This is a genomic window from Citrobacter sp. KH_055_1, assembly GCF_057838705.1.
Window position 1 is genome coordinate 1,540,078 of the sequence record NZ_CM174473.1, and the last position, 24,173, is coordinate 1,564,250.

The window sequence follows — 24,173 nt, forward strand, 5'->3', positions numbered from 1 at the left end:
CTTATCCGGCCTACAAAGGCAACGTCGCCGTAAATTTACAATGGTGAATCCTGGCTAATTTCATCCAGCGAGAGATGGAAACTCGGTACAAATACGTCTAAAAAATAGTCCATCTCTTCACTGCGACGCGATTCCAGCGTTTTTTCCAGCCGCGTTTTCGCAAGCAGAAACTCATTATTTCCGGCTGAAAGTTCCTCAAGGCACTTCAGATAGGCGCAAAGCGCATCGGCCTGTTTAACAATCGCGCGCTCTTCTTCGCTGCTGGCGTGTTCATCAATTAACGGCGCAAAAATATCGCGCAGTTCATCGGGTACCATGTCGACCAGTTTCTGCTGGGCAATTTTCTCAATGGCTTTATATTCCTGGGCGATTTGCGAGTTAAAGTATTTCACCGGGGTCGGGAGGTCACCGGTCAGCACTTCGGAGGCATCGTGGTACATCGCCAGCAGGGCAATGCGTTCCGCGTTAACCTGACCGCCGAACTTGCGGTTCTTGATTGCCGCCAGCGCATGCGCAACCATCGCGACTTGCAGACTGTGTTCAGATACGTTTTCGGTGCGCACGTTGCGCATCAGCGGCCAGCGGTTAATGAGTTTCAGACGGGAGAGGTGGGCAAAAAAATGGCTCTGCTTCATAACGACCCTTATATGATGGCAACCTAAGAGTCATTTTGCGCAGAGAAGGCTGTCAGATGCAAATACTCGTCATAATTCAAGTTGCATGCGCGTTGGCTTTCCTCATTCACCCCAGTCACTTACTTTTGTAAGCTTCTGGGGATTCATTGCGTCGCCGCCTTCCTGCAACTCGAATTATTTAGAGTATTATGGTTGCTGATTTTCGACTTACAGCTGGTGATAGCCAGACAGGAAGCGCTCAAATTTGCTTAGCGACATTTCGATATCGTCAATACGCGGCAGCGTCACGATACGGAAGTGATCCGGCCACGGCCAGTTGAAGGCTGTGCCCTGCACCAGCAGCACTTTTTCCTGTAACAGGAAGTCGAGCACCATTTTCTGGTCGTCATGAATATTGAAGCGTTTGGCGTCAATTTTCGGGAACATGTACAGTGCGCCGCGCGGCTTCACGCAAGAAACGCCGGGAATGTCGTTGAGTAATTCCCAGGCACGGTTGCGCTGTTCATACAGACGTCCGCCAGGCATGATGAATTCGCTAATGCTTTGGTATCCGCCCAGTGCGGTTTGAATAGCATGCTGTGCTGGAACGTTGGCGCATAAACGCATAGACGCTAGCATTTCCAGACCTTCAATATACCCTTTCGCGTGTTTCTTCGGTCCGTTCAGTACCATCCAGCCCTGACGGAAACCCGCAACACGGTACGTTTTTGACAGGCCGTTGAAGGTGATGGTCAGCAGGTCCGGTGCCAGCGGGGCAATAGAATGGTGCTCTGCGTCATCATAAAGAATTTTGTCGTAAATCTCGTCAGCAAAGATAATGAGATTATGCTGACGTGCAATTTCAACAATCTCCAGCAGAAGCTCTTTAGAATAGACTGCGCCGGTAGGGTTGTTGGGGTTGATAATAACAATCCCACGCGTGCGAGGGGTAATTTTGGCGCGAATATCGTCGAGGTCCGGGAACCAGTCAGAGGATTCATCACACAGGTAGTGCACAGCCTTACCGCTGGAAAGCGATACCGCCGCCGTCCACAGCGGATAGTCAGGCGCAGGTACCAGCATTTCGTCCCCGCTGTTCAGCAATGCCTGCATCGCCTGCACGATCAATTCGGAAACACCGTTGCCGATATAAATGTCTTCCACGGTAACATCGCGCATCCCACGTGCCTGATAATGCTGCATGATGGCTTTGCGGGCGGAATAAAGGCCTTTTGAGTCACAATACCCTTGCGCGGTAGGCAAATTACGGATCACATCAACCAGAATTTCATCCGGTGCTTCAAACCCGAATGGCGCTGGGTTGCCGATGTTTAGTTTCAGAACCTTATTGCCTTCTTCTTCCAGACGCTTTGCTTCTTTCAGAACCGGGCCACGAATGTCATAACAGACATTTTCTAATTTGCTGGATTTTTCAATAGGGGACATGAATCTTGACCTTTTAGCTGTGAATGCCACTCCCTGCCGTGGAAGTCAGCACAGAACAATGTACTCTTCCAACGGTGCATTTTGAAGGGTCTTTAGCAGAAGATTTTGATGAACTATGCAGTTATAATCAACCGTTAATGGCTGTTAAATCATTATAATTTAGAGTTTTATTCTTATTAATATATATTTTTTAGTTATCTGTTTTGATGTGATGCCAGTGTTGTGGTCGTTTATCTGGTAAGAAATAGTTATGTATCGGGCACGAAAGCAATCGTTCTCTGGGGTGAAAAGAAGAATTCGGAAATACGGAACACTTATCTCCACTGCCTGTTATCGGCATGATCGGTCAGCGCTACAGTGTGAATCTATTGTTAAGTATAATTAATGAATGGTGGAAATTTTAATTAATTATTATTTAATATTTAAACAGCGCTCATTGAATGCGTTAATAATACGAAAACGGCTAGCCTGACATAACACCTTTGCGCATCAGATTATTCACGATAACACTTATAAATATAGTGGTTTTGGGTTAAGATAAGTCCCATGAAATGGTGTGTTGCGTATGTTCTTTGATAATTCTAATGCTGACACGTTGACCATAACATACTGAAAAATTAGATTTTAATGTGTAAATTGACGTCCATAAACTATTTTTTCATATTTACAAAATTTACATGTTTTCCATTAGTAAGAATCTGCCTGTAGCTAAAAAATGGCGCTTTCTCTTTGCTATATTCTGATGAGCCATGCGGCGCATTATATAGCGAAGTAAGAGGGTTGTTTCAGTTGTTACATCTAATACATCCTTATTTTCACTTAGTTACACTAAGTGAAACTACGAGGCAGGCACATTACAAATGGAATTTTTGTTTCTGAATGCACAGCATTAACCCGGAATGACCCGCGAGTAAGTGAAAATTTATGATAAATGCAAATCGTCCGATAATTAACCTCGATCTCGATCTGCTGAGAACGTTTGTTGCTGTTGCCGATCTGAATACTTTCGCGGCTGCGGCTGCTGCGGTATGTCGCACTCAGTCTGCGGTGAGCCAGCAAATGCAACGCCTCGAGCAACTTGTCGGGAAAGAGTTGTTCGCGCGCCATGGACGTAACAAACTGCTGACGGAACACGGTATCCAGCTGTTGGGTTACGCCAGAAAAATTCTGCGCTTCAATGATGAGGCTTGCTCATCATTAATGTTCAATAATCTTCAGGGTGTGTTAACTATTGGCGCCTCTGATGAATCCGCCGATACGATACTGCCGTTTTTGCTCAACCGCATCAGTTCGGTTTATCCGAAGCTTGCGCTGGATGTGAGGGTCAAGCGTAACGCCTTTATGGTGGATATGCTGAAGTCACAGGAAGTGGATTTGGTGGTGACCACCAACCGCCCTGGGGATTTCGAGTGCCTGAATCTGCGTACCTCTCCGACGCACTGGTATTGTGCGGCTGAATACATCCTGCAAAAAGGGGAACCGGTGCCGCTGGTCCTGCTGGACGATCCCAGCCCGTTTCGCGATATCGTGCTGTCTACGCTAAATGCTGCGCAGATCCCGTGGCGTTTGGCCTATGTGGCGTCAACATTGCCTGCGGTTCGCGCTGCAGTAAAAGCAGGATTGGGCGTCACTGCCCGTCCGGTAGAAATGATGAGTCCGGACTTGCGCGTGTTAGGTGCGGTGGATGGTTTGCCACCGTTGCCAGAAACCGAATACCTGCTGTGCTGCGATACCAGCACGCAAAACGAGTTAGCTCAGGTTATCTTTAAGTCGATGCAAACGTACCAAAACCCATGGCAATACAATCAGTTTACCCCTGAAGGGGGAGATGATTCGCTGATCGTTGAAGGTGACTTTGAGTAATGCGTCACAAATAATCGTTTTAAAATGTAAGTGCAAAAAAGAGCCACTAAAGATGAAATAACTTCCAGTGGCTCTTTTTTTATACAAAACAGGCAGTCTATAGCCTGTTTGTAAATGAAAAGTGAATAAAATCAGTAGGTAAAAGATTTTCGATTAAATTGAGCAAAAAATAAACAAAAGAAGGGCCTATTATTTTCATGTTAAAAAACTAGAGAAATTGTTGCTGTTTTTTATGATGGATTAACAAAAGCGTGTCACAGATCAAGAAAATACTCACATTTAGGGGGAGGCATCTGCACGAATTCCTGTCAAAATAGAGGTGTATTATCTTTTTTACTTCACTACGGACACGATTCAACAACATTAAAATTGGCTAATGACAGGACTGAAATGAGTCTAAATAGCACTTTATGTTAATGATACTGAATTGGTGTAAAATAATGTGAGGAAACTTTTGTTAAAGTTGACAAAAGGTTATAGAAAGGAGTAAAAAACCCCATCAATTGGCTGTATAAATGGTTTTCTACAGTGATTGTAAGGTTTTTTTTATTCCTCCCCATGAATCGATGTGGCGTTCATCTGCCGTAAAGAGCAGAGAATTTGGCGCTACTTTTGATGAGTAAGCAATGAGTATGTCAACATCCACTGAAATCATCGCTCATCACTGGGCATTCGCTATCTTTCTTATTGTTGCCATTGGCCTGTGCTGCCTGATGCTCGTCGGCGGCTGGTTTTTAGGGGGTCGCGCGCGCGCGAGATCTAAAAACGTGCCGTTTGAATCAGGTATCGACTCGGTCGGCACCGCCCGCTTGCGCCTGTCTGCCAAGTTTTACCTGGTAGCCATGTTCTTCGTTATCTTCGACGTTGAAGCGCTGTATCTTTTTGCATGGTCAACATCTATCCGTGAAAGCGGCTGGATTGGCTTTGTGGAAGCTGCAATTTTTATTTTTGTGTTACTGGCAGGTCTGGTTTATCTGGTGCGTATTGGCGCGCTGGACTGGACGCCCGCGCGTTCACGCCGCGAGCGTATGAACCCGGAAACGAACAGTATCGCTAATCGTCAACGCTAACCGCGAGGCATTAAGATGGATTATACGCTCACCCGCATAGATCCTAACGGTGAGAACGACCGTTACCCCCTGCAAAAACAGGAGATCGTAACCGACCCCCTGGAACAAGAAGTTAACAAAAACGTGTTCATGGGCAAACTGCATGACATGGTTAACTGGGGCCGTAAAAACTCAATTTGGCCATACAACTTTGGCCTTTCCTGCTGCTACGTTGAGATGGTGACCTCGTTCACCGCCGTGCATGACGTGGCCCGTTTTGGCGCAGAAGTTCTGCGTGCCTCTCCGCGTCAGGCCGACCTGATGGTCGTGGCCGGCACCTGCTTTACCAAAATGGCCCCGGTTATTCAGCGCCTCTACGATCAGATGCTGGAACCAAAATGGGTTATTTCCATGGGCGCATGTGCCAACTCGGGCGGTATGTACGATATTTACTCCGTTGTGCAGGGCGTTGATAAGTTTATTCCGGTTGATGTGTACATCCCGGGATGCCCGCCGCGTCCGGAAGCCTACATGCAGGCACTGATGCTGCTGCAAGACTCCATTGGCAAAGAACGTCGTCCACTCTCATGGGTGGTTGGCGATCAGGGCGTTTATCGCGCCAATATGCAGTCAGAGCGTGAGCGTAAGCGCGGCGAACGTATTGCTGTAACGAATCTTCGCACACCGGACGAGATTTAATTTGCGCCTGTCGGCCTGGGGATTACCTTCGCATATCACTATTCAAATAGCGCGAAGCCAGGCTTAACAGTCACCACGAACCATTTGCAATGGTGAACAATATGACCGACTTAACCGCGCAAGACGCTGCCTGGCAAACACGGGATCATCTCGATGACCCGGTCATTGGCGAACTGCGCAACCGTTTTGGGCCGGATGCCTTTACCGTTCAGGCGACTCGCACCGGGGTACCCGTTGTTTGGGTCAAGCGTGAACAACTCCTGGAAGTGGGTGATTTCTTAAAGAGATTGCCGAAACCTTACGTCATGCTGTTTGACTTACACGGCATGGACGAACGTCTGCGTACGCACCGCGAAGGGTTACCTGCCGCGGATTTTTCCGTTTTCTATCACCTGATCTCCATTGAACGCAATCGCGATATCATGCTCAAGGTGGCATTGTCTGAAAACGATCTGCGCGTGCCGACGTTCACCAAACTGTTCCCGAACGCCAACTGGTATGAGCGTGAAACCTGGGAAATGTTTGGTATTGATATCGAAGGCCACCCGCACCTGACGCGTCTTCTGATGCCGCATACCTGGGAAGGCCATCCGCTGCGTAAAGATTACCCGGCGCGTGCGACCGAATTCGATCCGTTTGAGCTGACCAAAGCCAAGCAGGATCTGGAAATGGAGTCACTGACCTTCAAACCTGAAGACTGGGGCATGCAGCGTGGTACCGAAAACGAGGACTTTATGTTCCTCAACCTCGGTCCGAACCACCCGTCTTCTCACGGTGCATTCCGTATTGTTCTTCAGCTTGACGGCGAAGAGATCGTCGACTGCGTGCCTGACATCGGCTACCACCATCGTGGCGCCGAAAAGATGGGTGAACGTCAGTCCTGGCACAGCTACATTCCGTACACCGACCGTATCGAATATCTCGGCGGCTGCGTGAACGAAATGCCGTACGTGCTGGCGGTAGAAAAGCTGGCGGGCATTACCGTACCGGATCGCGTCAACGTGATCCGCGTTATGCTTTCTGAACTTTTCCGTATCAACAGCCACCTGCTGTATATCTCCACGTTCATTCAGGACGTCGGCGCGATGACCCCCGTGTTCTTCGCCTTTACCGACCGTCAGAAAATCTATGACGTGGTAGAAGCTATCACCGGTTTCCGTATGCACCCGGCCTGGTTCCGTATCGGTGGCGTTGCACACGACCTGCCGCGAGGCTGGGACAAGCTGCTGCGTGATTTCCTCGACTGGATGCCGAAGCGACTGGATTCCTACGAGAAAGCTGCGCTGCGCAACACCATCCTGAAAGGCCGTTCGCAGGGCGTTGCCGCTTACGGGAAAAAAGAAGCGCTGGATTGGGGTTGTACCGGTGCTGCGCTGCGTGCAACCGGTATTGATTTCGACGTGCGTAAGTCACGTCCGTACTCTGGCTATGAAAACTTCGACTTCGAAATCCCGGTGGGCGGTGGTGTTTCCGACTGCTACACCCGCGTGATGCTGAAAGTTGAAGAGCTGCGCCAGAGCCTGCGCATCCTTGAGCAGTGCCTCAACAACATGCCGGAAGGCCCGTTCAAAGCGGATCACCCGCTGACCACGCCGCCGCCGAAAGAGCGCACGCTACAGCATATCGAAACCCTGATCACCCACTTCCTGCAAGTGTCGTGGGGCCCGGTTATGCCGGCGCAGGAATCCTTCCAGATGGTGGAAGCGACCAAGGGTATCAACAGTTACTACCTGACCAGCGATGGCAGCACCATGAGTTACCGTACTCGTATCCGTACACCGAGCTATGCGCATTTGCAGCAGATCCCGGTAGCGGTACGTGGCAGCCTGGTGTCCGACCTTATCGTCCATCTGGGTAGTATCGATTTTGTTATGTCAGATGTGGACCGCTAATTATGCACGAGAATCAACAACCACAAACCGAGGCTTTTGAGCTGAGTGCGGCTGAGCGTGAAGCGATTGAGCACGAGAAGCACCACTACGAAGACCCGCGTGCGGCGTCCATTGAAGCGCTGAAAATCGTTCAGAAACAGCGTGGCTGGGTGCCGGATGGGGCGATCTATGCGATCGCTGATGTGCTGGGTATCCCGGCAAGCGACGTTGAAGGTGTTGCCACGTTTTACAGCCAGATCTTCCGCCAGCCGGTCGGTCGCCACGTGATCCGCTACTGCGACAGCGTGGTGTGCCATATCAACGGCTATCAAGGGATCCAGGCGGCACTTGAGAAAAAACTCAACATCAAGCCGGGGCAGACGACCTTTGACGGTCGCTTTACGTTGCTGCCGACCTGTTGCCTGGGGAACTGCGACAAGGGGCCGAACATGATGATCGATGAAGATACGCATGCTCACCTGACTCCGGAAGGCATTCCCGAACTGCTGGAGCGGTATAAATGAAAGACATTATCCGTACTCCCGAAACGCATCCGCTGACCTGGCGTCTGCGCGATGACAACCAGCCAATATGGCTGGATGAATACCGTAGCAAAAACGGTTATGAAGGTGCGCGTAAGGCCCTGACCGGGCTGTCACCGGACGAAATCGTTAATCAGGTGAAAGACGCTGGCCTGAAAGGGCGCGGCGGCGCAGGCTTTTCCACGGGTCTGAAGTGGAGCCTGATGCCGAAAGACGAATCCATGAACATCCGTTACCTGCTGTGTAACGCCGATGAAATGGAGCCGGGCACCTATAAAGACCGTCTGTTGATGGAACAGCTGCCGCACCTGCTGGTGGAAGGCATGCTGATCTCCGCGTTTGCGCTGAAAGCGTACCGCGGTTACATCTTCCTGCGCGGTGAATACATTGAAGCGGCGGTGAATCTGCGTCGCGCCATTGCTGAAGCGACCGAAGCGGGTCTGCTTGGCAAAAATATCATGGGCACCGGTTTCGACTTCGAACTGTTTGTGCACACCGGGGCAGGGCGCTACATCTGCGGTGAAGAAACCGCCCTGATCAACTCCCTCGAAGGTCGTCGTGCTAACCCGCGCTCCAAGCCACCGTTCCCGGCAAGCTCTGGCGCATGGGGTAAGCCGACCTGCGTGAACAACGTCGAAACTCTGTGTAACGTACCGGCTATCCTCGCCAACGGCGTGGAGTGGTACCAGAATATTTCGAAGAGCAAAGACGCAGGCACCAAGCTGATGGGCTTCTCCGGTCGTGTGAAGAATCCGGGACTGTGGGAACTGCCGTTTGGGACCACCGCGCGTGAAATCCTCGAAGATTACGCGGGTGGCATGCGTGATGGCCTGAAGTTCAAAGCCTGGCAGCCGGGCGGTGCGGGGACAGACTTCCTGACCGAAGCGCACCTTGACCTGCCGATGGAGTTCGAAAGCATCGGTAAAGCGGGTAGCCGTCTGGGTACGGCGCTGGCGATGGCGGTCGATCACGAGATTGGCATGGTGCCGCTGGTGCGTAACCTCGAAGAGTTCTTTGCCCGCGAGTCCTGCGGCTGGTGTACGCCGTGCCGTGATGGTTTGCCGTGGAGCGTAAAAATTCTGCGTGCGCTGGAGCGTGGCGAAGGCCAGCCTGGGGATATCGAGACACTTGAGCAACTGTGTCGTTTCCTCGGTCCGGGTAAAACCTTCTGTGCACACGCACCGGGTGCGGTCGAACCGCTGCAGAGCGCCATTAAATATTTCCGCGAAGAATTCGAAGCTGGCATCAAGCAGACCTTCAGCAATACCCATGCGATTGGTGGTATTCAGCCGAACCTGTTGAAAGAGCGCTGGTAAACGTTTTACGCGAAAGCATTCAAGATGCGTCAAGGCGGCAACCGAGAGAATCCCTGAGCTTACTAAAGTAAGTGACTGGGGTGAACGAGAGAAGCCAACGCCGAGGCAGCTTGAAGGATAAAGCGGAAAAGAAATTCGATTAACGCTTGGTCACTGACTAAGCCAACTGGAAGCATGCTGACTATGGCTACGATTCATGTAGACGGCAAAGAATATGAGGTCAACGGCGCGGACAACCTGCTAGAAGCTTGTCTGTCCCTCGGCCTTGATATTCCGTACTTTTGCTGGCACCCGGCGCTGGGAAGCGTCGGTGCTTGCCGCCAGTGTGCGGTGAAGCAATATCAAAACGCGGAAGATACGCGTGGTCGCCTGGTGATGTCTTGTATGACACCGGCCACCGAAGGCACCTTTATTTCTATCGATGACGAAGAAGCGAAACAGTTCCGTGAAAGCGTGGTGGAATGGTTGATGACTAACCACCCACACGACTGTCCGGTCTGCGAAGAGGGCGGTAACTGCCACCTGCAGGATATGACCGTGATGACGGGTCATAGCTTCCGTCGCTACCGCTTTACCAAGCGTACCCACCGCAACCAGGACCTGGGGCCGTTCATCTCTCACGAAATGAACCGCTGCATCGCCTGCTATCGCTGCGTTCGCTATTACAAAGATTACGCTGACGGCGCGGATCTGGGCGTCTATGGCGCACATGACAACGTCTACTTCGGTCGCCCGGAAGACGGCGTGCTGGAAAGCGAATTCTCCGGTAACCTGGTAGAAATCTGCCCGACCGGCGTGTTCACCGATAAAACGCACTCCGAGCGTTATAACCGTAAATGGGACATGCAGTTTGCACCAAGCATCTGCCAGCAGTGTTCCATTGGTTGTAACACCAGCCCGGGTGAGCGTTACGGTGAACTGCGTCGTATCGAAAACCGTTATAACGGTACCGTTAACCACTACTTCCTCTGCGACCGTGGTCGTTTTGGCTATGGTTACGTGAACCTGAAAGACCGTCCGCGTCAGCCGGTTCAGCGTCGTGGCGACGATCTGATCACCCTCAACGCCGAGCAGGCGATGCAGGGCGCGGCTGACATTCTGCGTCAGTCGAAGAAAGTGATCGGCATCGGCTCCCCGCGCGCCAGCGTTGAAAGCAACTTTGCGTTGCGTGAACTGGTGGGTGCGGAAAACTTCTATACCGGTATCGCTCAAGGCGAACTGGAACGTCTGCAACTGGCGCTGAGCGTGCTGCGTGACGGCGGTATTCATACCCCGGCACTGCGCGAGATTGAATCTTACGATGCGGTTCTGGTGCTGGGCGAAGATGTTACCCAGACCGGCGCACGCGTTGCGCTGGCTGTACGTCAGGCGGTGAAAGGTAAAGCACGCGAAATGGCAGCAGCGCAGAAAGTGGCTGACTGGCAGATTGCCGCGATCCTTAACATCGGCCAACGTGCCAAGCATCCGCTGTTCGTGACCAACGTGGATAACACCCGTCTGGATGATATCGCAGCATGGACCTACCGTGCGCCGGTTGAAGATCAGGCGCGTTTAGGTTTCGCCATTGCTCACGCGCTGGATAACACCGCTCCGGCCGTTGACGGTATTGACCGTGACCTGCAGAACAAAATCGACGTCATCGTTCAGGCCCTGGCTGGCGCGAAGAAACCGCTGATTATCTCCGGTACCAACGCCGGTAGCGCTGAAGTGATTCAGGCTGCTGCTAACGTGGCGAAGGCGCTGAAAGGTCGTGGCGCAGACGTCGGCATCACCATGATTGCCCGCTCTGTTAACAGCATGGGCCTCGGTATGATTGGCGGCGGTTCACTTGATGATGCGCTGACCGAACTGGAAACAGGTCGTGCTGATGCCGTGGTGGTACTGGAAAATGACCTGCATCGCCATGCGTCTGCCACTCGCGTTAACGCTGCGCTGGCGAAAGCACCGCTGGTACTGGTCGTTGACCATCAGCGTACCGCGATTATGGACAATGCCCATCTGGTCCTTTCTGCAGCAAGTTTTGCCGAAAGCGACGGTACGGTTATCAATAACGAAGGCCGCGCACAGCGTTTCTTCCAGGTATATGACCCAAGCTACTACGACAGCAACATTGTGATGCTGGAAAGCTGGCGCTGGCTGCACTCGCTGCACAGCACCGTGCAGAGCCGTGAAGTGGACTGGACGCAGCTCGATCACGTCATCGACGCCGCCGTAGCCGCGTTGCCGCAGTTGGCTGGCATTAAAGATGCCGCGCCGGACGCGAGCTTCCGTATTCGTGGGCAGAAACTGGCACGTGAGCCGCATCGTTACAGTGGTCGTACCGCCATGCGTGCCAACATTAGCGTGCATGAACCGCGTCAACCGCAGGACAAAGACACTATGTTTGCCTTCTCGATGGAAGGGAACAACCAGCCGTCTGCGCCGCGTTCACAAATTCCGTTTGCCTGGGCACCAGGCTGGAACTCACCACAAGCGTGGAACAAGTTCCAGGATGAAGTGGGCGGCAAACTGCGCCATGGCGATCCGGGCGTGCGTCTGATTGAAGCCTCCGAAGGCGGTCTGGACTACTTCACTACCGTTCCGGCGAGCTTCCAGGCGCAGGATGGTCAGTGGCGTATCGCGCCGTACTATCATCTGTTTGGTAGCGACGAAATGTCCCAGCGCGCGCCGGTTATCCAAACCCGCATGCCGCAGCCGTACATTAAACTCAACCCGGCTGATGCCGAGAAGTTGGGCGTCAATGCGGGTACGCGCGTTTCCTTTAGCTACGATGGCAACACGGTCACATTACCGGTTGAAATCGCAGAAGGGTTGACGGCGGGGCAGGTTGGTTTGCCGATGGGTATGCCGGGTATCGCGCCAGTTCTGGCAGGTGCGCGTCTTGAGGATCTGCAGGAGGCACAACAATGAGTTGGATTACACCCGATCTGATTGAGATCCTGCTGAGCATTCTCAAAGCGGTGGTGATCCTGCTGGTGGTGGTCACCTGCGGGGCATTCATGAGCTTTGGCGAACGTCGTCTGCTGGGTCTGTTCCAGAACCGTTATGGACCGAACCGTGTAGGCTGGGGCGGTTCGCTCCAGCTGGTCGCGGACATGATCAAGATGTTCTTTAAAGAAGACTGGATCCCGAAATTCTCGGATCGCGTCATCTTTACGCTGGCACCGATGATCGCCTTCACTTCGCTGCTGCTGGCCTTCGCCATTGTGCCGGTCAGCCCGAACTGGGTGGTCGCTGACCTTAACATCGGGATCTTGTTCTTCCTGATGATGGCCGGTCTGGCGGTGTACGCGGTGCTGTTTGCCGGTTGGTCGAGCAACAACAAATACTCGCTGCTCGGCGCAATGCGTGCGTCTGCGCAGACCCTGAGCTATGAAGTGTTCCTCGGACTTTCCCTGATGGGCGTGGTGGCGCAGGCCGGTTCATTTAACATGACCGACATCGTCAATAACCAGGCTGATATCTGGAACGTTATTCCGCAATTCTTTGGTTTTGTCACCTTTGCTATCGCGGGCGTCGCGGTCTGTCACCGTCACCCGTTTGACCAGCCGGAAGCCGAGCAGGAACTGGCCGATGGTTACCACATTGAATATTCCGGGATGAAATTCGGCCTGTTCTTCGTGGGGGAGTACATCGGTATCGTCACCATTTCTGCGCTGATGGTTACCCTGTTCTTCGGTGGCTGGCATGGCCCGTTCTTACCGCCATTCGTCTGGTTCGCGCTGAAAACCGCGTTCTTTATGATGATGTTCATTTTGATTCGTGCGTCGTTACCGCGTCCTCGTTATGACCAGGTAATGTCCTTCGGCTGGAAAGTTTGTCTGCCGCTGACGCTCGTCAATTTGCTGGTAACGGCGGCTGTCATTCTGTGGCAGGCGCAATAAGGGACACAAAGACCATGACCTTAAAAGAATTACTTGTAGGCGCAGGCACCCAGCTTCGTAGTATCTGGATGATCGGCCTGCATGCGTTCGCCAAACGCGAAACGCAGATGTACCCGGAAGAGCCGGTCTATCTACCGCCCCGTTTTCGTGGTCGTATCGTACTGACACGCGACCCGGACGGCGAAGAGCGCTGCGTTGCCTGTAACCTGTGTGCGGTAGCCTGTCCGGTCGGCTGTATCTCTCTGCAAAAAGCAGAGACTAAAGATGGTCGCTGGTATCCGGAGTTTTTCCGCATCAACTTCTCACGCTGCATTTTCTGCGGTATGTGCGAAGAAGCCTGTCCGACAACGGCTATTCAGCTTACTCCAGATTTCGAACTGGGTGAGTATAAGCGCCAGGATCTGGTTTACGAGAAAGAGGATCTGCTGATCTCCGGTCCGGGTAAATATCCGGAATATAACTTCTACCGGATGGCAGGTATGGCAATCGACGGCAAAGATAAGGGCGAAGCAGAGAACGAAGCCAAGCCTATCGACGTCAAGAGCCTGTTACCGTAAGGAGAGGGGCAATGGAGTTCGCTTTTTATATCTGTGGCCTGATAGCCATTCTCGCAACCTTGCGGGTCATCACCCACACCAATCCGGTACACGCGCTGCTGTACCTGATTATTTCGCTGCTGGCGATTTCTGGGGTGTTTTTCTCGCTGGGCGCTTACTTTGCCGGTGCGCTGGAAATTATCGTGTACGCGGGCGCCATCATGGTGCTGTTCGTGTTCGTGGTCATGATGCTCAACCTGGGCGGTGCTGAAATCGAACAGGAACGTCAGTGGCTGAGACCGCAGGTGTGGATTGGTCCGGCGATTCTGTCGGCCATCATGCTGGCGGTGATTGTCTACGCGATTCTTGGCGTTAACGATCAGGGCATCGACGGGACGCCAATTAGCGCGAAAGCGGTCGGCATCTCGCTGTTCGGACCTTATGTCCTGGCGGTTGAGCTGGCGTCAATGCTGCTGCTGGCGGGTCTGGTTGTGGCCTTCCACGTCGGTCGCGAAGAGCGTTCTGGCGAAGTGCTGAGCAACCGCACGGATGACCGCGCGAAAAGAAAAACGGAGGAGCACGCATGATCCCCTTACAACATGGACTGATCCTCGCGGCTGTCTTATTCGTACTGGGCTTAACCGGTCTGGTTATCCGCCGCAATCTGCTGTTTATGCTGATTGGGCTGGAAATCATGATTAACGCCTCTGCGCTGGCCTTTGTGGTCGCCGGAAGCTACTGGGGCCAGACCGATGGTCAGGTGATGTACATTCTCGCCATCAGCCTTGCGGCTGCGGAAGCGAGCATTGGACTTGCGCTGTTGCTGCAACTTCATCGCCGCCGCCAGAACCTGAACATCGATTCAGTAAGTGAGATGCGTGGATGAACATGCTTGCCTTAACCATTATTCTGCCATTTCTTGGCTTTGTATTACTGGCGTTCTCTCGTGGTCGTTGGTCAGAAAATCTGTCCGCTACCGTGGGCGTCGGGTCGATTGGCCTGGCGGCGCTGGTCACTGCATTTATTGGCGTCGATTTCTTCGCTAACGGTAAACAGGCATTTAGCGTTCCGCTGTGGACGTGGATGTCTGTTGGCGACTTTAACATCGGTTTTAATCTGGTGCTGGACGGCTTGTCGCTGACCATGCTCTCGGTAGTAACCGGCGTTGGTTTCCTGATTCACATGTTCGCTTCCTGGTACATGCGCGGGGAAGAGGGGTACTCCCGTTTCTTCGCCTATACCAACCTGTTTATCGCCAGCATGGTGATTCTGGTACTGGCGGATAACCTGCTGCTGATGTACCTCGGCTGGGAAGGCGTGGGCCTGTGCTCCTATCTGCTGATCGGGTTCTACTATACCGATCCGAAGAATGGCGCAGCGGCAATGAAAGCCTTCGTGGTAACCCGTGTCGGCGACGTATTTCTGGCGTTCGCGCTGTTCATTCTCTACAACGAGCTGGGCACGCTGAACTTCCGCGAAATGGTTGAACTGGCACCGGCGCACTTTGCCGCGGGCAATGACATGCTGATGTGGGCAACCCTGATGCTGCTGGGCGGTGCGGTCGGTAAATCGGCGCAGTTGCCGTTGCAGACCTGGCTTGCTGATGCGATGGCTGGCCCGACGCCTGTCTCCGCGCTGATCCACGCCGCAACGATGGTTACTGCCGGTGTCTACCTGATTGCGCGTACCCACGGCCTGTTCCTGCTGACGCCGGAAATCCTGCACCTGGTGGGGATTATCGGGGCGATCACGCTGGTTCTGGCAGGCTTCGCCGCACTGGTACAAACCGACATCAAACGCGTTCTCGCGTATTCCACCATGAGCCAGATTGGCTACATGTTCCTGGCGCTTGGCGTTCAGGCATGGGATGCGGCGATTTTCCACCTGATGACGCACGCCTTCTTTAAAGCGCTGTTGTTCCTGGCATCGGGTTCGGTGATCCTAGCCTGCCACCACGAACAGAACATCTTCAAAATGGGCGGCTTGCGTAAGTCAATCCCACTGGTTTATCTCAGCTTCCTGGTTGGCGGCGCGGCGTTGTCGGCTTTGCCGCTGATTACCGCAGGCTTCTTCAGTAAGGATGAGATTCTGGCCGGTGCGATGGCGAACGGTCATATCAATCTGATGGTGGCAGGTCTGGTCGGTGCGTTTATGACCTCTCTGTACACCTTCCGTATGATTTTCATCGTGTTCCACGGTAAAGAACAAATTCACGCGCACGCAGGGAAGGGGATTACCCACCATCTGCCGCTGATTGTGCTGATGATCCTGTCCACCTTCGTTGGCGCGCTGATTGTGCCTCCGTTGCATGGCGTGCTTCCGGCAACCACCGAGCTGCCGCATGGTAGCGTGATGACGCTGGAAATTACCTCTGGCATCGTCGCGATTGCGGGGATCCTGATTGCAGCATGGCTGTGGCTGGGTAAACGTACGCTTGTGACCTCGATTGCCAACAGTGCGCCGGGCCGTCTGCTGGGCACCTGGTGGTATAACGCCTGGGGCTTTGACTGGCTGTACGACAAAGTGTTCGTCAAGCCGTTCCTTGGCGTTGCCTGGCTGCTGAAACGCGACCCGATGAACGCAATGATGAACATTCCGGCGATCCTCTCCCGCTTTGCAGGCAAAGGTCTGCTGCTCAGTGAGAACGGGTATCTGCGCTGGTATGTCGCGTCAATGAGCATCGGTGCGGTTGTCGTGCTGGCACTGCTGATGGTACTGCGTTGAGTTTGTTGGCCGGATGAACGACTGCCGGATGGCGCTGCGCTTATCCGGCCTACAAACCCAAAAATAATTTTTAGAATTCGTTGAAAATCTGTTCCTGAAGTACAGGCGTCATCGGCGAAGTCAGACCGAATACCGCCAGCGCAGAGCAACCGGAGCGTACTGAAGTACGTGAGGATTGCGAGCACTGCCGGGATTTGGGCTGACGAGTGAGATAGCCTGAGCAGGAATAAATATAAGGGACATACTTAGCTATGTTATTACCTTGGTTGATATTAATCCCCTTTATCGGTGGTTTCCTGTGCTGGCAGACCGAACGCTTTGGCGTGAAGGTACCGCGCTGGATCGCGCTGATTACCATGGGACTGACGCTGGCGCTTGGCCTACAATTGTGGTTGCAGGGCGGTTATTCACTGACGCAATCCGCTGGTATTCCGCAGTGGCAGTCTGAGTTCGTCATGCAGTGGATCCCGCGCTTTGGCATCTCTATTCATTTAGCTATCGACGGTCTGTCGCTGCTGATGGTGGTGCTGACCGGTCTGCTCGGTGTTCTGGCGGTACTGTGTTCCTGGAATGAAATTGAAAAGTACCAGGGCTTCTTCCACCTGAACCTGATGTGGATCCTCGGCGGCGTGATCGGCGTGTTCCTGGCCATCGACATGTTCCTGTTCTTCTTCTTCTGGGAAATGATGTTGGTGCCGATGTACTTCCTGATCGCGCTGTGGGGGCATAAAGCGTCCGACGGTAAAACGCGTATCACGGCGGCCACCAAGTTCTTCATTTATACCCAGGCGAGTGGTCTGGTGATGTTGATTGCCATCCTGGCGCTGGTATTTGTGCACTATAAAGCCACCGGTGTCTGGACCTTCAACTATGAAGAACTGCTGAACACACCGATGTCCCACGGCGTGGAATATCTGCTGATGCTGGGCTTCTTCATCGCCTTTGCGGTGAAAATGCCGGTGGTTCCGCTGCACGGCTGGTTGCCGGATGCGCACTCCCAGGCACCGACCGCAGGTTCCGTTGACCTGGCGGGGATTTTGCTGAAAACCGCGGCCTACGGTCTGCTGCGCTTCTCCCTGCCGCTGTTCCCGAACGCGTCTGCGGAGTTCGCACCTATCGCTATGTGGCTGGGTGTTATCGGTATTTTCTACGGCGCGTGGATGGCCTTTAATCAGTACGATATCAAGCGTCTGATTGCCTACACCTCCGTCTCGCACATGGGCTTCGTGTTGATTGCTATCTACACCGGTAGCCAGCTGGCGTACCAGGGTGCGGTTATCCAGATGATTGCGCACGGTCTGTCTGCGGCCGGCCTGTTCATTCTGTGTGGTCAGCTGTACGAACGTCTGCACACGCGTGATATGCGTATGATGGGCGGCCTGTGGGGCAAAATGAAATGGTTGCCTGCGCTGTCGATGTTCTTCGCGGTCTGTACGCTGGGTATGCCGGGAACCGGTAACTTCGTTGGCGAATTTATGATTCTGTTCGGCAGCTACCAGGTGGTTCCGGTCATTACCGTGATCTCGACCTTCGGTCTGGTGTTTGCCTCTGTTTACTCGCTGGCGATGCTGCATCGCGCTTACTTTGGTAAAGCGAAAAGCCAGATTGCCAGTGTTGAACTGCCAGGGATGTCGCTGCGTGAGCTGTTTATCATCCTGTTGCTGGTCGTGCTTCTGGTACTGCTTGGCTTCTATCCGCAGCCGATTCTGGATACCTCGCATTCTGCGATGAGCAACATCCAGCAGTGGTTTGTTAATTCCGTTACTACTACAAGGCCGTAAATCGCCATGACAATAACTCCACAACACCTGATTGCGCTGCTACCGCTGCTGATCGTCGGCTTGACGGTGGTGGTTGTGATGCTCTCCATTGCGTGGCGACGCAATCACTTCCTCAATGCCACGCTGTCGGTCATTGGGCTTAACGCCGCGCTGGTTTCGCTCTGGTTTGTTGGCCAGGCAGGCGCCATGGACGTCACCCCGCTGATGCGGGTTGACGGTTTCGCGATGCTCTACACCGGGATGGTCCTGCTGGCGAGCCTTGCTACTTGTACCTTTGCCTACCCATGGCTGGAAGGCTATGACGACAACCGGGAAGAGTTCTACCTGCTGGTGCTGATTGCCGCGCTGGGCGGGATTCTGCTGGCTAACGCTAACCATCTGGCGGCGTTGTTCCTCGGTATCGAACTGATCTCTCTGCCGCTGTTTGGTCTGGTGGGCTATGCGTTTCGTCAGAAACGCTCGCTGGAAGCCAGTATCAAATACACCATTCTGTCTGCCGCAGCGTCTTCATTCCTGCTGTTTGGTATGGCGCTGGTGTACGCGCAGTCCGGCAACCTGTCGTTCGTGGCACTCGGTAAGAGCCTCGGCGACGGTATGCTGGACGAACCGCTGCTGCTGGCAGGCTTCGGGATGATGATCGTCGGTCTGGGCTTTAAGCTCTCTCTGGTGCCGTTCCACCTGTGGACGCCAGACGTCTACCAGGGTGCACCGGCTCCGGTGTCCACCTTCCTGGCGACGGCGAGCAAAATCGCTATCTTCGGCGTGGTGATGCGTCTGTTCCTGTACGCGCCGGTTGGCGACAGCGAAGCGGTACGTATTGTGCTGGGCGTGATTGCCTTTGCCTCTATCATCTTCGGTAACCTGATGGCGCTGAGCCAGACCAACATCAAGCGTCTGCTTGGTTATTCGTCTATCTCTCACCTTGGCTACCTGCTGGTGGCGTTGATTGCCCTGCAAAGTGGCGAGATGTCGATGGAAGCAGTAGGCGTGTACCTGGCTGGTTATCTGTTCAGCAGCCTCGGCGCGTTCGGTGTGGTCAGCCTGATGTCCAGTCCGTATCGTGGTCCGGATGCGGATTCACTGTTCTCCTACCGCGGTCTGTTCTGGCATCGTCCGATCCTCGCGGCTGTGATGACGGTGATGATGCTGTCTCTGGCGGGTATCCCGATGACGCTGGGCTTTATCGGTAAGTTCTACGTGCTGGCCGTCGGTGTGCAGGCTAACCTGTGGTGGCTGGTTGCCGCCGTGGTGGTCGGTTCCGCGATTGGTTTGTACTATTACCTGCGCGTTGCCGTGAGCCTGTACCTGAGCGCACCGCAGCAACTGAACCGTGATGCACCGTCTAACTGGCAGTACAGCGCGGGCGGTATCGTGGTGCTGATCTCTGCGCTGCTGGTGCTGGTGCTGGGTATCTACCCGCAACCGCTGATCAGCATCGTGCAGTTAGCGACGCCGCTGATGTAAGCGATACGCTAAAACGAAAAAACCCGCCGCGGCGGGTTTTTTTATGTGCTGAGTTCAGTCAGGCTGAAATCTGGCGGCTCACCAGTGGCCCATTAATGTCTTTCGCCGCGCGCTCCATCACTTCCTGGATTACGGAAGACAGCTCGTTGATCTCGAATTTCGCCACGTAGCCATCGGCCTTCACTCTGCGCACGTGATCTTCATTGGCGCTGCCGGAAAGGGACGAGTGGATGACGACCGGGATCTTCTTCAGGCGTTCATCGGTCTTAATCTTGCGGGTCAGCGTAAAGCCGTCCATCTCCGGCATTTCCAGATCGGTAAGCACCAGCGCAATTTTCTCGCTGATGGGCGTGCCTTCCGCCTGCGCTTCCAGGGACAGCTGCTGAATTTTTTCCCACGCGTCTTTGCCGGTGACATGCATCTGGTGCGGAATGTTCATGGCGTTAAGCCCTTTTTCCAGCATCGCCCGGGCGACCTTGGAGTCTTCTGCCACAATCGCCACAGCACCTGGGGTGATATTGAATTTACTGGTCTCCAGGTGGGTGGCGCGCAGATCGTGGTTTGACGGCACAATGTCATACAGGATCTGTTCGACATCGAGTACCAGCGCCAGGTTGTTGGTTTCTTTGTTATCATCCAGACAGGCGATGCTGGTGATATAGCGACCGTTGACGGCTTTCTCGGCGGTATGCACCTGCTGCCAGTCCAGGCGCATAATGTTTTCCACTGACTCTACCGCAAACGCCTGCACGCTACGTGCGTATTCGGTGATCAGCAGGATGTTCAGTCCGGTCTCAGGCTTGCATCCGGCAACGGCGGGCAGGTCGATCACCGGGATCACCTGATCGCGAATGTTCACCATGCCCAGCAACGGGGCTTTCATGCCCGCCGGGCGCGTAAATGCGGGCATGGGGACAATTTCGCGCAGCTTAAATACGTTGATGCCAAACAGCTCTGATTTCTGCTCATCCAGCGATGTGCCGAGGCGAAACAGCAGCAGTTCAAAGCGGTTAGACAGGGTTAGGTTTGTCCTGTCATCAATGTCTTTCTGAATATTATTCATCCTGTCCTCAGTGTGAACGCCAGCCTTTTCACTGTTATCGGCACTGAGGCGGAAAAATAGAGCGTTAAACCGTGAAAACGGCGAAATCGTGCGCCAGTTCGGTGTCCGCAAAAAGCGCCCGGCACTCTTCGAGCAAACGTTGGCAGCCTTTTTCATCATAACGCGAGCTGACGTGAGTCATAATCAATCGACCCACACCTGCCTCCCGTGCCAGCATCGCAGCCTGGCGGGTGGAGCTGTGTCCCCGACTGTTGGCCTTTTCTTCCATCGAGGCGTCCAGCGTGGTCTCATGTACCATCACATCCACCCCTTTTGCCAGTTCGAGGGCGGAGGCGCACGGCGCGGTATCGCCAAATATCGCCACGGATTTGCCCGGAATCGCCGGGGCGAGAAAATCAGCACCGTTAAGGGAACGACCATCTTCCAGCACGACGGTTTTGCCGGCTTTGAGATCCTGGAACCACGGCCCTGGCTTAACGCCCGCTGCCTTCAGCGCGCTGGCGTCAAGCGCACCGGGTTTGTCATGTTCTTCAACGCGAAAACCGTAGCATTCGAGCGGATGCGCCAGCGCGAAAGCCGTTACTTTACGCAGACCGTCGTCGAGAATTTCTCCGGCGGTAATTTCCACAATCTCCAGCGGATAATCGGTCCAGGAGCCGCTCAGGCGTAATGCAGTCTCGGTAAATTCACGTAACCCTTTTGGCCCGTACAGCGTCAACGGCTGGACGTTTCCGGCCATCGAGCGGCTGCACAGCAGTCCCGGCAGGCCAAAAAGGTGATCGCCATGCAGATGGCTGATAAAAATACGATCGAGTTTTCCCGGATTGAATGGCGTGGTCAGCATCTGGTGCTGCGTTCCTTCGCCGCAATCGAAAAGCCACAATCCCGCCTGAGTAGGGTGTTGCAGATTGAGTAATATTGCCGTTACATTGCGGGAGCGCGTGGGGACTCCCGCAGACGTGCCTAAAAAAATTAATTCCATCTTAGTATTACACTTTTCGCCATCAATAAGGCAGGGTGTTCAGGTTATCACAACCAAGGGGCAGACAATGATTCACTGGCAAGATCTCCACCATACAGAACTGACCGTCCAGCAACTGTATGCCATTCTTCAGCTGCGCTGTGCGGTGTTTGTTGTTGAGCAACAGTGTCCGTATCAGGATGTGGACGGCGATGACCTGACGGGTGAAAACCGACACCTTCTGGGATGGCATAATGATCGGCTGGTGGCGTATGCGAGGATTCTGAAAAGCGACGACGATCTCGAACCGGTGGTTATCGGTCGGGTGATTGTCAGCGCTGCGTTACGCGGGGAAAAACTGGGGCAGCAGCTGATGACGCAGACGCTGGCATCCTGTGCTCAGCACTGGCCGCACAAGGCGTTGTATCTGGGCGCGCAGGCGCATCTGCAACCTTTCTACGCGCGCTTTGGTTTCGTTCCGGTGACGGATATCTATGATGAAGATGGTATTCCGCACATCGGCATGGCGCGTGAGGGACATCAAGCGTAAACAGCTCAGGTCGTCTATAGTTAGCGGGTACGTAAATAGAAAGGGAGAAAATAATGTCTTTTCATTCTTATGAATCACGTATTGATGATGACCTGGAATTACTCAGTGAAACGCTGGAAGAAGTGCTGCGCTCGTCGGGCGATCCTGCCGACCAGAAGTACCTGGAGTTAAAAGCGAAAGCCGAACAGGCGTTAGAAGAGGTGAGAAATCGCGTCAGCCACGCTTCGGACAGCTATTATTATCGCGCGAAAAAGGCCGTTTGCCGGGCAGATGACTATGTGCATGATAAACCGTGGCGCGGGATCGGCGTGGGTGCAACGGTCGGTTTAGTGATGGGTTTATTGTTAGCACGGCGATAAATTCGACACCTTCATCGCATTTGTCAGTACTCCCTAAACGGGGGTACTGCTTTTTCTCGTCAGTACCCCGTATAATGAGAGGTTTTTAACAGGGAGAGGTCTGCGTGCATTCAATTACTACTGCGCTGGAAAATCTGATGCGCCTTTTGACGCAAGAGATACCGGCAGCACCTGGCATTCGTATTTACGACATCCCTTTCCCTCTGAATGATGCTTTCGACGCTTTGGGCTGGCTGGCCAGTCAACCCGTCTGGCCGCAGTTTTATTGGCAACAGCGTAACGGTGATGAAGAAGCCGCCGTGCTGGGTGCCGTGGCCACGTTTTCCTCTCTGGCCGTCGCTCAGCAGTTTTTACACCAGCATGAAGACCATCCTGAACTGCGCATCTGGGGCCTGAATGCGTTTGAACCCCAGCGCGGTAATTTACTGCTACCTCGCCTGGAATGGCGGCGTTGCTCAGGCGTGGCAACCTTACGGTTACACCTGTATAGCGACGTGTCGCTGCAAGACGATGCCGTGCACGCGCGCGCCTTCCTTTCAACGCTTGCCAACGTGAAGCCGCTTCCCGCACTGCGCCTGAATTTAACCGCTGAGCAGCACTGGCCGGATAAAGCGGGCTGGACGCGCCTGATTGAACTGGCGACCCAAACCATTGCCGGGGAAGCGCTCGACAAAGTGGTGCTGGCGCGGGCAACCGACTTACAGTTCTCACAGCCGGTGAACGCCGCGTCGGTGATGGCCTCCAGTCGTCGCTTAAACCTTAACTGCTACCATTTCTTTATGGCGTTTTCCGCCGAGTGCGCTTTTTTGGGATCGTCTCCTGAACGTCTGTATCGGCGGCGTGACACGGCGCTGCGTACCGAAGCGCTGGCCGGAACTGTCGCTAATCATCCTGACGACCACCGGGCCTGGCAGCTCGGCGAGTGGCTGATGAAGGACGATAAAAACCAGCGTGAGAATATGCTGGTGGTGGAAGATATCTGTCAGCGACTGCAAAACTGTACGCAAACCCTCGACGTGCTGCCGCCGCAGGTGCTCAGACTGCGCAAAGTGCAGCATCTGCGCCGTTGTATCTGGACTGCGCTGAATCAACCGGACGATACGCTTTGCCTGATGCAGCTCCAGCCGACCGCGGCAGTGGCGGGCATTCCGCGTGAATGGGCGCGCGCATTCATCCAGCATAATGAACCTTTTGAACGAGAATGGTATGCCGGCTCTGCGGGATATCTCTCCCTGCAGCAAAGTGAGTTTTGCGTGTCGCTACGTTCGGCGAAAATTAGCGGCAATGTGGTGCGCCTGTACGCTGGGGCCGGGATTGTACGCGGCTCCGATCCCGAACAAGAATGGCAGGAAATAGACAATAAAGCGGCGGGTTTACGTACTTTATTACAGATGGAAGCCTAATGAGTCACACATTATCGACTCATATCAAAAATCCATTTATTCGATTCT

General features: G+C 53.7%; 21 protein-coding genes. 17 read left to right on the forward strand and 4 right to left on the reverse strand.

The window, feature by feature from the left end; genetic code table 11:
* Positions 1 to 35: 35 nt before the first annotated feature.
* On the reverse strand, positions 36 to 635 hold the full coding sequence (yfbR, locus tag AC3ITF_RS07175; protein WP_115257908.1) for a 5'-deoxynucleotidase: 600 nt from the start codon (positions 633 to 635) through the stop codon (positions 36 to 38).
* A 207-nt stretch (positions 636 to 842) separates the two neighbouring features.
* Positions 843 to 2,060, reverse strand: a complete 1,218-nt coding sequence (gene alaA / locus AC3ITF_RS07180) for an alanine transaminase AlaA (RefSeq protein WP_096756369.1) — start codon at positions 2,058 to 2,060, stop codon at positions 843 to 845.
* A gap of 924 nt (positions 2,061 to 2,984) precedes the next feature.
* Between alaA and lrhA the strand changes: the two genes are divergently transcribed.
* The 14 genes from lrhA (at position 2,985) to nuoN (ending at position 19,789) form a co-directional block, all read left to right on the forward strand.
* Positions 2,985 to 3,923 (forward strand): transcriptional regulator LrhA, encoded by a 939-nt coding sequence (gene lrhA, locus AC3ITF_RS07185; protein WP_117343408.1) that lies wholly within the window; start codon positions 2,985 to 2,987, stop codon positions 3,921 to 3,923.
* Between the two features lie 626 nt (positions 3,924 to 4,549).
* Positions 4,550 to 4,993 carry an NADH-quinone oxidoreductase subunit NuoA gene (gene nuoA / locus AC3ITF_RS07190; protein ID WP_003028077.1) on the forward strand — a complete coding sequence of 148 codons (444 nt, stop codon included), beginning with the start codon at positions 4,550 to 4,552 and terminating at the stop codon, positions 4,991 to 4,993.
* A 15-nt stretch (positions 4,994 to 5,008) separates the two neighbouring features.
* Positions 5,009 to 5,671, forward strand: coding sequence for an NADH-quinone oxidoreductase subunit NuoB (gene nuoB, locus AC3ITF_RS07195; RefSeq protein WP_003028075.1), 663 nt, complete (start codon positions 5,009 to 5,011; stop codon positions 5,669 to 5,671).
* A gap of 89 nt (positions 5,672 to 5,760) precedes the next feature.
* Positions 5,761 to 7,563, forward strand: coding sequence for an NADH-quinone oxidoreductase subunit C/D (gene nuoC / locus AC3ITF_RS07200; RefSeq protein ID WP_096756372.1), 1,803 nt, complete (start codon positions 5,761 to 5,763; stop codon positions 7,561 to 7,563).
* A gap of 2 nt (positions 7,564 to 7,565) precedes the next feature.
* Positions 7,566 to 8,066 (forward strand): NADH-quinone oxidoreductase subunit NuoE, encoded by a 501-nt coding sequence (nuoE, locus tag AC3ITF_RS07205; RefSeq protein WP_003028069.1) that lies wholly within the window; start codon positions 7,566 to 7,568, stop codon positions 8,064 to 8,066.
* Complete coding sequence (nuoF, locus tag AC3ITF_RS07210) at positions 8,063 to 9,400, forward strand: NADH-quinone oxidoreductase subunit NuoF (RefSeq protein WP_096756373.1); 1,338 nt, start codon at positions 8,063 to 8,065, stop codon at positions 9,398 to 9,400. The genes nuoE and nuoF overlap by 4 nt, the downstream gene beginning before the upstream one ends.
* Before the next feature lie 183 nt (positions 9,401 to 9,583).
* Positions 9,584 to 12,310: an NADH-quinone oxidoreductase subunit NuoG gene (gene nuoG, locus AC3ITF_RS07215; protein WP_117343484.1), complete on the forward strand. Its 2,727-nt coding sequence runs from the start codon at positions 9,584 to 9,586 to the stop codon at positions 12,308 to 12,310.
* Positions 12,307 to 13,284 (forward strand): NADH-quinone oxidoreductase subunit NuoH, encoded by a 978-nt coding sequence (gene nuoH, locus AC3ITF_RS07220; protein ID WP_003028063.1) that lies wholly within the window; start codon positions 12,307 to 12,309, stop codon positions 13,282 to 13,284. Before nuoG ends, nuoH begins: the two co-directional genes overlap by 4 nt.
* Before the next feature lie 14 nt (positions 13,285 to 13,298).
* On the forward strand, positions 13,299 to 13,841 hold the full coding sequence (nuoI, locus tag AC3ITF_RS07225; RefSeq protein WP_096756374.1) for an NADH-quinone oxidoreductase subunit NuoI: 543 nt from the start codon (positions 13,299 to 13,301) through the stop codon (positions 13,839 to 13,841).
* An 11-nt stretch (positions 13,842 to 13,852) separates the two neighbouring features.
* Complete coding sequence (gene nuoJ, locus AC3ITF_RS07230) at positions 13,853 to 14,407, forward strand: NADH-quinone oxidoreductase subunit J (protein ID WP_096756375.1); 555 nt, start codon at positions 13,853 to 13,855, stop codon at positions 14,405 to 14,407.
* Positions 14,404 to 14,706: an NADH-quinone oxidoreductase subunit NuoK gene (nuoK, locus tag AC3ITF_RS07235; RefSeq protein WP_006683663.1), complete on the forward strand. Its 303-nt coding sequence runs from the start codon at positions 14,404 to 14,406 to the stop codon at positions 14,704 to 14,706. The genes nuoJ and nuoK overlap by 4 nt, the downstream gene beginning before the upstream one ends.
* Positions 14,703 to 16,544, forward strand: coding sequence for an NADH-quinone oxidoreductase subunit L (gene nuoL, locus AC3ITF_RS07240; protein WP_096756376.1), 1,842 nt, complete (start codon positions 14,703 to 14,705; stop codon positions 16,542 to 16,544). Before nuoK ends, nuoL begins: the two co-directional genes overlap by 4 nt.
* Before the next feature lie 251 nt (positions 16,545 to 16,795).
* Positions 16,796 to 18,325, forward strand: coding sequence for an NADH-quinone oxidoreductase subunit M (gene nuoM / locus AC3ITF_RS07245; RefSeq protein WP_115257910.1), 1,530 nt, complete (start codon positions 16,796 to 16,798; stop codon positions 18,323 to 18,325).
* A 6-nt stretch (positions 18,326 to 18,331) separates the two neighbouring features.
* Complete coding sequence (nuoN, locus tag AC3ITF_RS07250) at positions 18,332 to 19,789, forward strand: NADH-quinone oxidoreductase subunit NuoN (RefSeq protein ID WP_135911681.1); 1,458 nt, start codon at positions 18,332 to 18,334, stop codon at positions 19,787 to 19,789.
* A 58-nt stretch (positions 19,790 to 19,847) separates the two neighbouring features.
* Here the strand turns inward: nuoN and AC3ITF_RS07255 are convergent, their stop codons facing one another.
* Together AC3ITF_RS07255 and rbn are read right to left on the reverse strand one after the other, a co-directional pair.
* Positions 19,848 to 20,852 carry a chemotaxis protein gene (locus AC3ITF_RS07255; RefSeq protein WP_489176266.1) on the reverse strand — a complete coding sequence of 335 codons (1,005 nt, stop codon included), beginning with the start codon at positions 20,850 to 20,852 and terminating at the stop codon, positions 19,848 to 19,850.
* 64 nt (positions 20,853 to 20,916) lie between these two features.
* Complete coding sequence (gene rbn, locus AC3ITF_RS07260; protein WP_117343411.1) at positions 20,917 to 21,834, reverse strand: ribonuclease BN; 918 nt, start codon at positions 21,832 to 21,834, stop codon at positions 20,917 to 20,919.
* Positions 21,835 to 21,901: 67 nt separating this feature from the next.
* Between rbn and AC3ITF_RS07265 the strand changes: the two genes are divergently transcribed.
* The 3 genes from AC3ITF_RS07265 (at position 21,902) to menF (ending at position 24,125) form a co-directional block, all read left to right on the forward strand.
* A complete protein-coding gene (locus AC3ITF_RS07265; protein WP_096756381.1) occupies positions 21,902 to 22,363 on the forward strand; it encodes a GNAT family N-acetyltransferase in 462 nt (153 codons plus the stop codon).
* A 53-nt stretch (positions 22,364 to 22,416) separates the two neighbouring features.
* On the forward strand, positions 22,417 to 22,722 hold the full coding sequence (gene elaB / locus AC3ITF_RS07270; protein WP_096756382.1) for a stress response protein ElaB: 306 nt from the start codon (positions 22,417 to 22,419) through the stop codon (positions 22,720 to 22,722).
* Between the two features lie 104 nt (positions 22,723 to 22,826).
* Positions 22,827 to 24,125: an isochorismate synthase MenF gene (menF, locus tag AC3ITF_RS07275; RefSeq protein WP_489176267.1), complete on the forward strand. Its 1,299-nt coding sequence runs from the start codon at positions 22,827 to 22,829 to the stop codon at positions 24,123 to 24,125.
* The last annotated feature ends 48 nt before the right edge of the window (positions 24,126 to 24,173 follow it).

Bases quoted from the DNA above. Each gene is read 5' to 3' on its own strand.
- yfbR (WP_115257908.1), bottom strand. From the start codon at position 635: ATGAAGCAGAGCCATTTTTTTGCCCACCTCTCCCGTCTGAAACTCATT.
- alaA (WP_096756369.1), bottom strand. From the start codon at position 2,060: ATGTCCCCTATTGAAAAATCCAGCAAATTAGAAAATGTCTGTTATGAC.
- lrhA (WP_117343408.1), top strand. From the start codon at position 2,985: ATGATAAATGCAAATCGTCCGATAATTAACCTCGATCTCGATCTGCTG.
- nuoA (WP_003028077.1), top strand. From the start codon at position 4,550: ATGAGTATGTCAACATCCACTGAAATCATCGCTCATCACTGGGCATTC.
- nuoB (WP_003028075.1), top strand. From the start codon at position 5,009: ATGGATTATACGCTCACCCGCATAGATCCTAACGGTGAGAACGACCGT.
- nuoC (WP_096756372.1), top strand. From the start codon at position 5,761: ATGGTGAACAATATGACCGACTTAACCGCGCAAGACGCTGCCTGGCAA.
- nuoE (WP_003028069.1), top strand. From the start codon at position 7,566: ATGCACGAGAATCAACAACCACAAACCGAGGCTTTTGAGCTGAGTGCG.
- nuoF (WP_096756373.1), top strand. From the start codon at position 8,063: ATGAAAGACATTATCCGTACTCCCGAAACGCATCCGCTGACCTGGCGT.
- nuoG (WP_117343484.1), top strand. From the start codon at position 9,584: ATGGCTACGATTCATGTAGACGGCAAAGAATATGAGGTCAACGGCGCG.
- nuoH (WP_003028063.1), top strand. From the start codon at position 12,307: ATGAGTTGGATTACACCCGATCTGATTGAGATCCTGCTGAGCATTCTC.
- nuoI (WP_096756374.1), top strand. From the start codon at position 13,299: ATGACCTTAAAAGAATTACTTGTAGGCGCAGGCACCCAGCTTCGTAGT.
- nuoJ (WP_096756375.1), top strand. From the start codon at position 13,853: ATGGAGTTCGCTTTTTATATCTGTGGCCTGATAGCCATTCTCGCAACC.
- nuoK (WP_006683663.1), top strand. From the start codon at position 14,404: ATGATCCCCTTACAACATGGACTGATCCTCGCGGCTGTCTTATTCGTA.
- nuoL (WP_096756376.1), top strand. From the start codon at position 14,703: ATGAACATGCTTGCCTTAACCATTATTCTGCCATTTCTTGGCTTTGTA.
- nuoM (WP_115257910.1), top strand. From the start codon at position 16,796: ATGTTATTACCTTGGTTGATATTAATCCCCTTTATCGGTGGTTTCCTG.
- nuoN (WP_135911681.1), top strand. From the start codon at position 18,332: ATGACAATAACTCCACAACACCTGATTGCGCTGCTACCGCTGCTGATC.
- AC3ITF_RS07255 (WP_489176266.1), bottom strand. From the start codon at position 20,852: ATGAATAATATTCAGAAAGACATTGATGACAGGACAAACCTAACCCTG.
- rbn (WP_117343411.1), bottom strand. From the start codon at position 21,834: ATGGAATTAATTTTTTTAGGCACGTCTGCGGGAGTCCCCACGCGCTCC.
- AC3ITF_RS07265 (WP_096756381.1), top strand. From the start codon at position 21,902: ATGATTCACTGGCAAGATCTCCACCATACAGAACTGACCGTCCAGCAA.
- elaB (WP_096756382.1), top strand. From the start codon at position 22,417: ATGTCTTTTCATTCTTATGAATCACGTATTGATGATGACCTGGAATTA.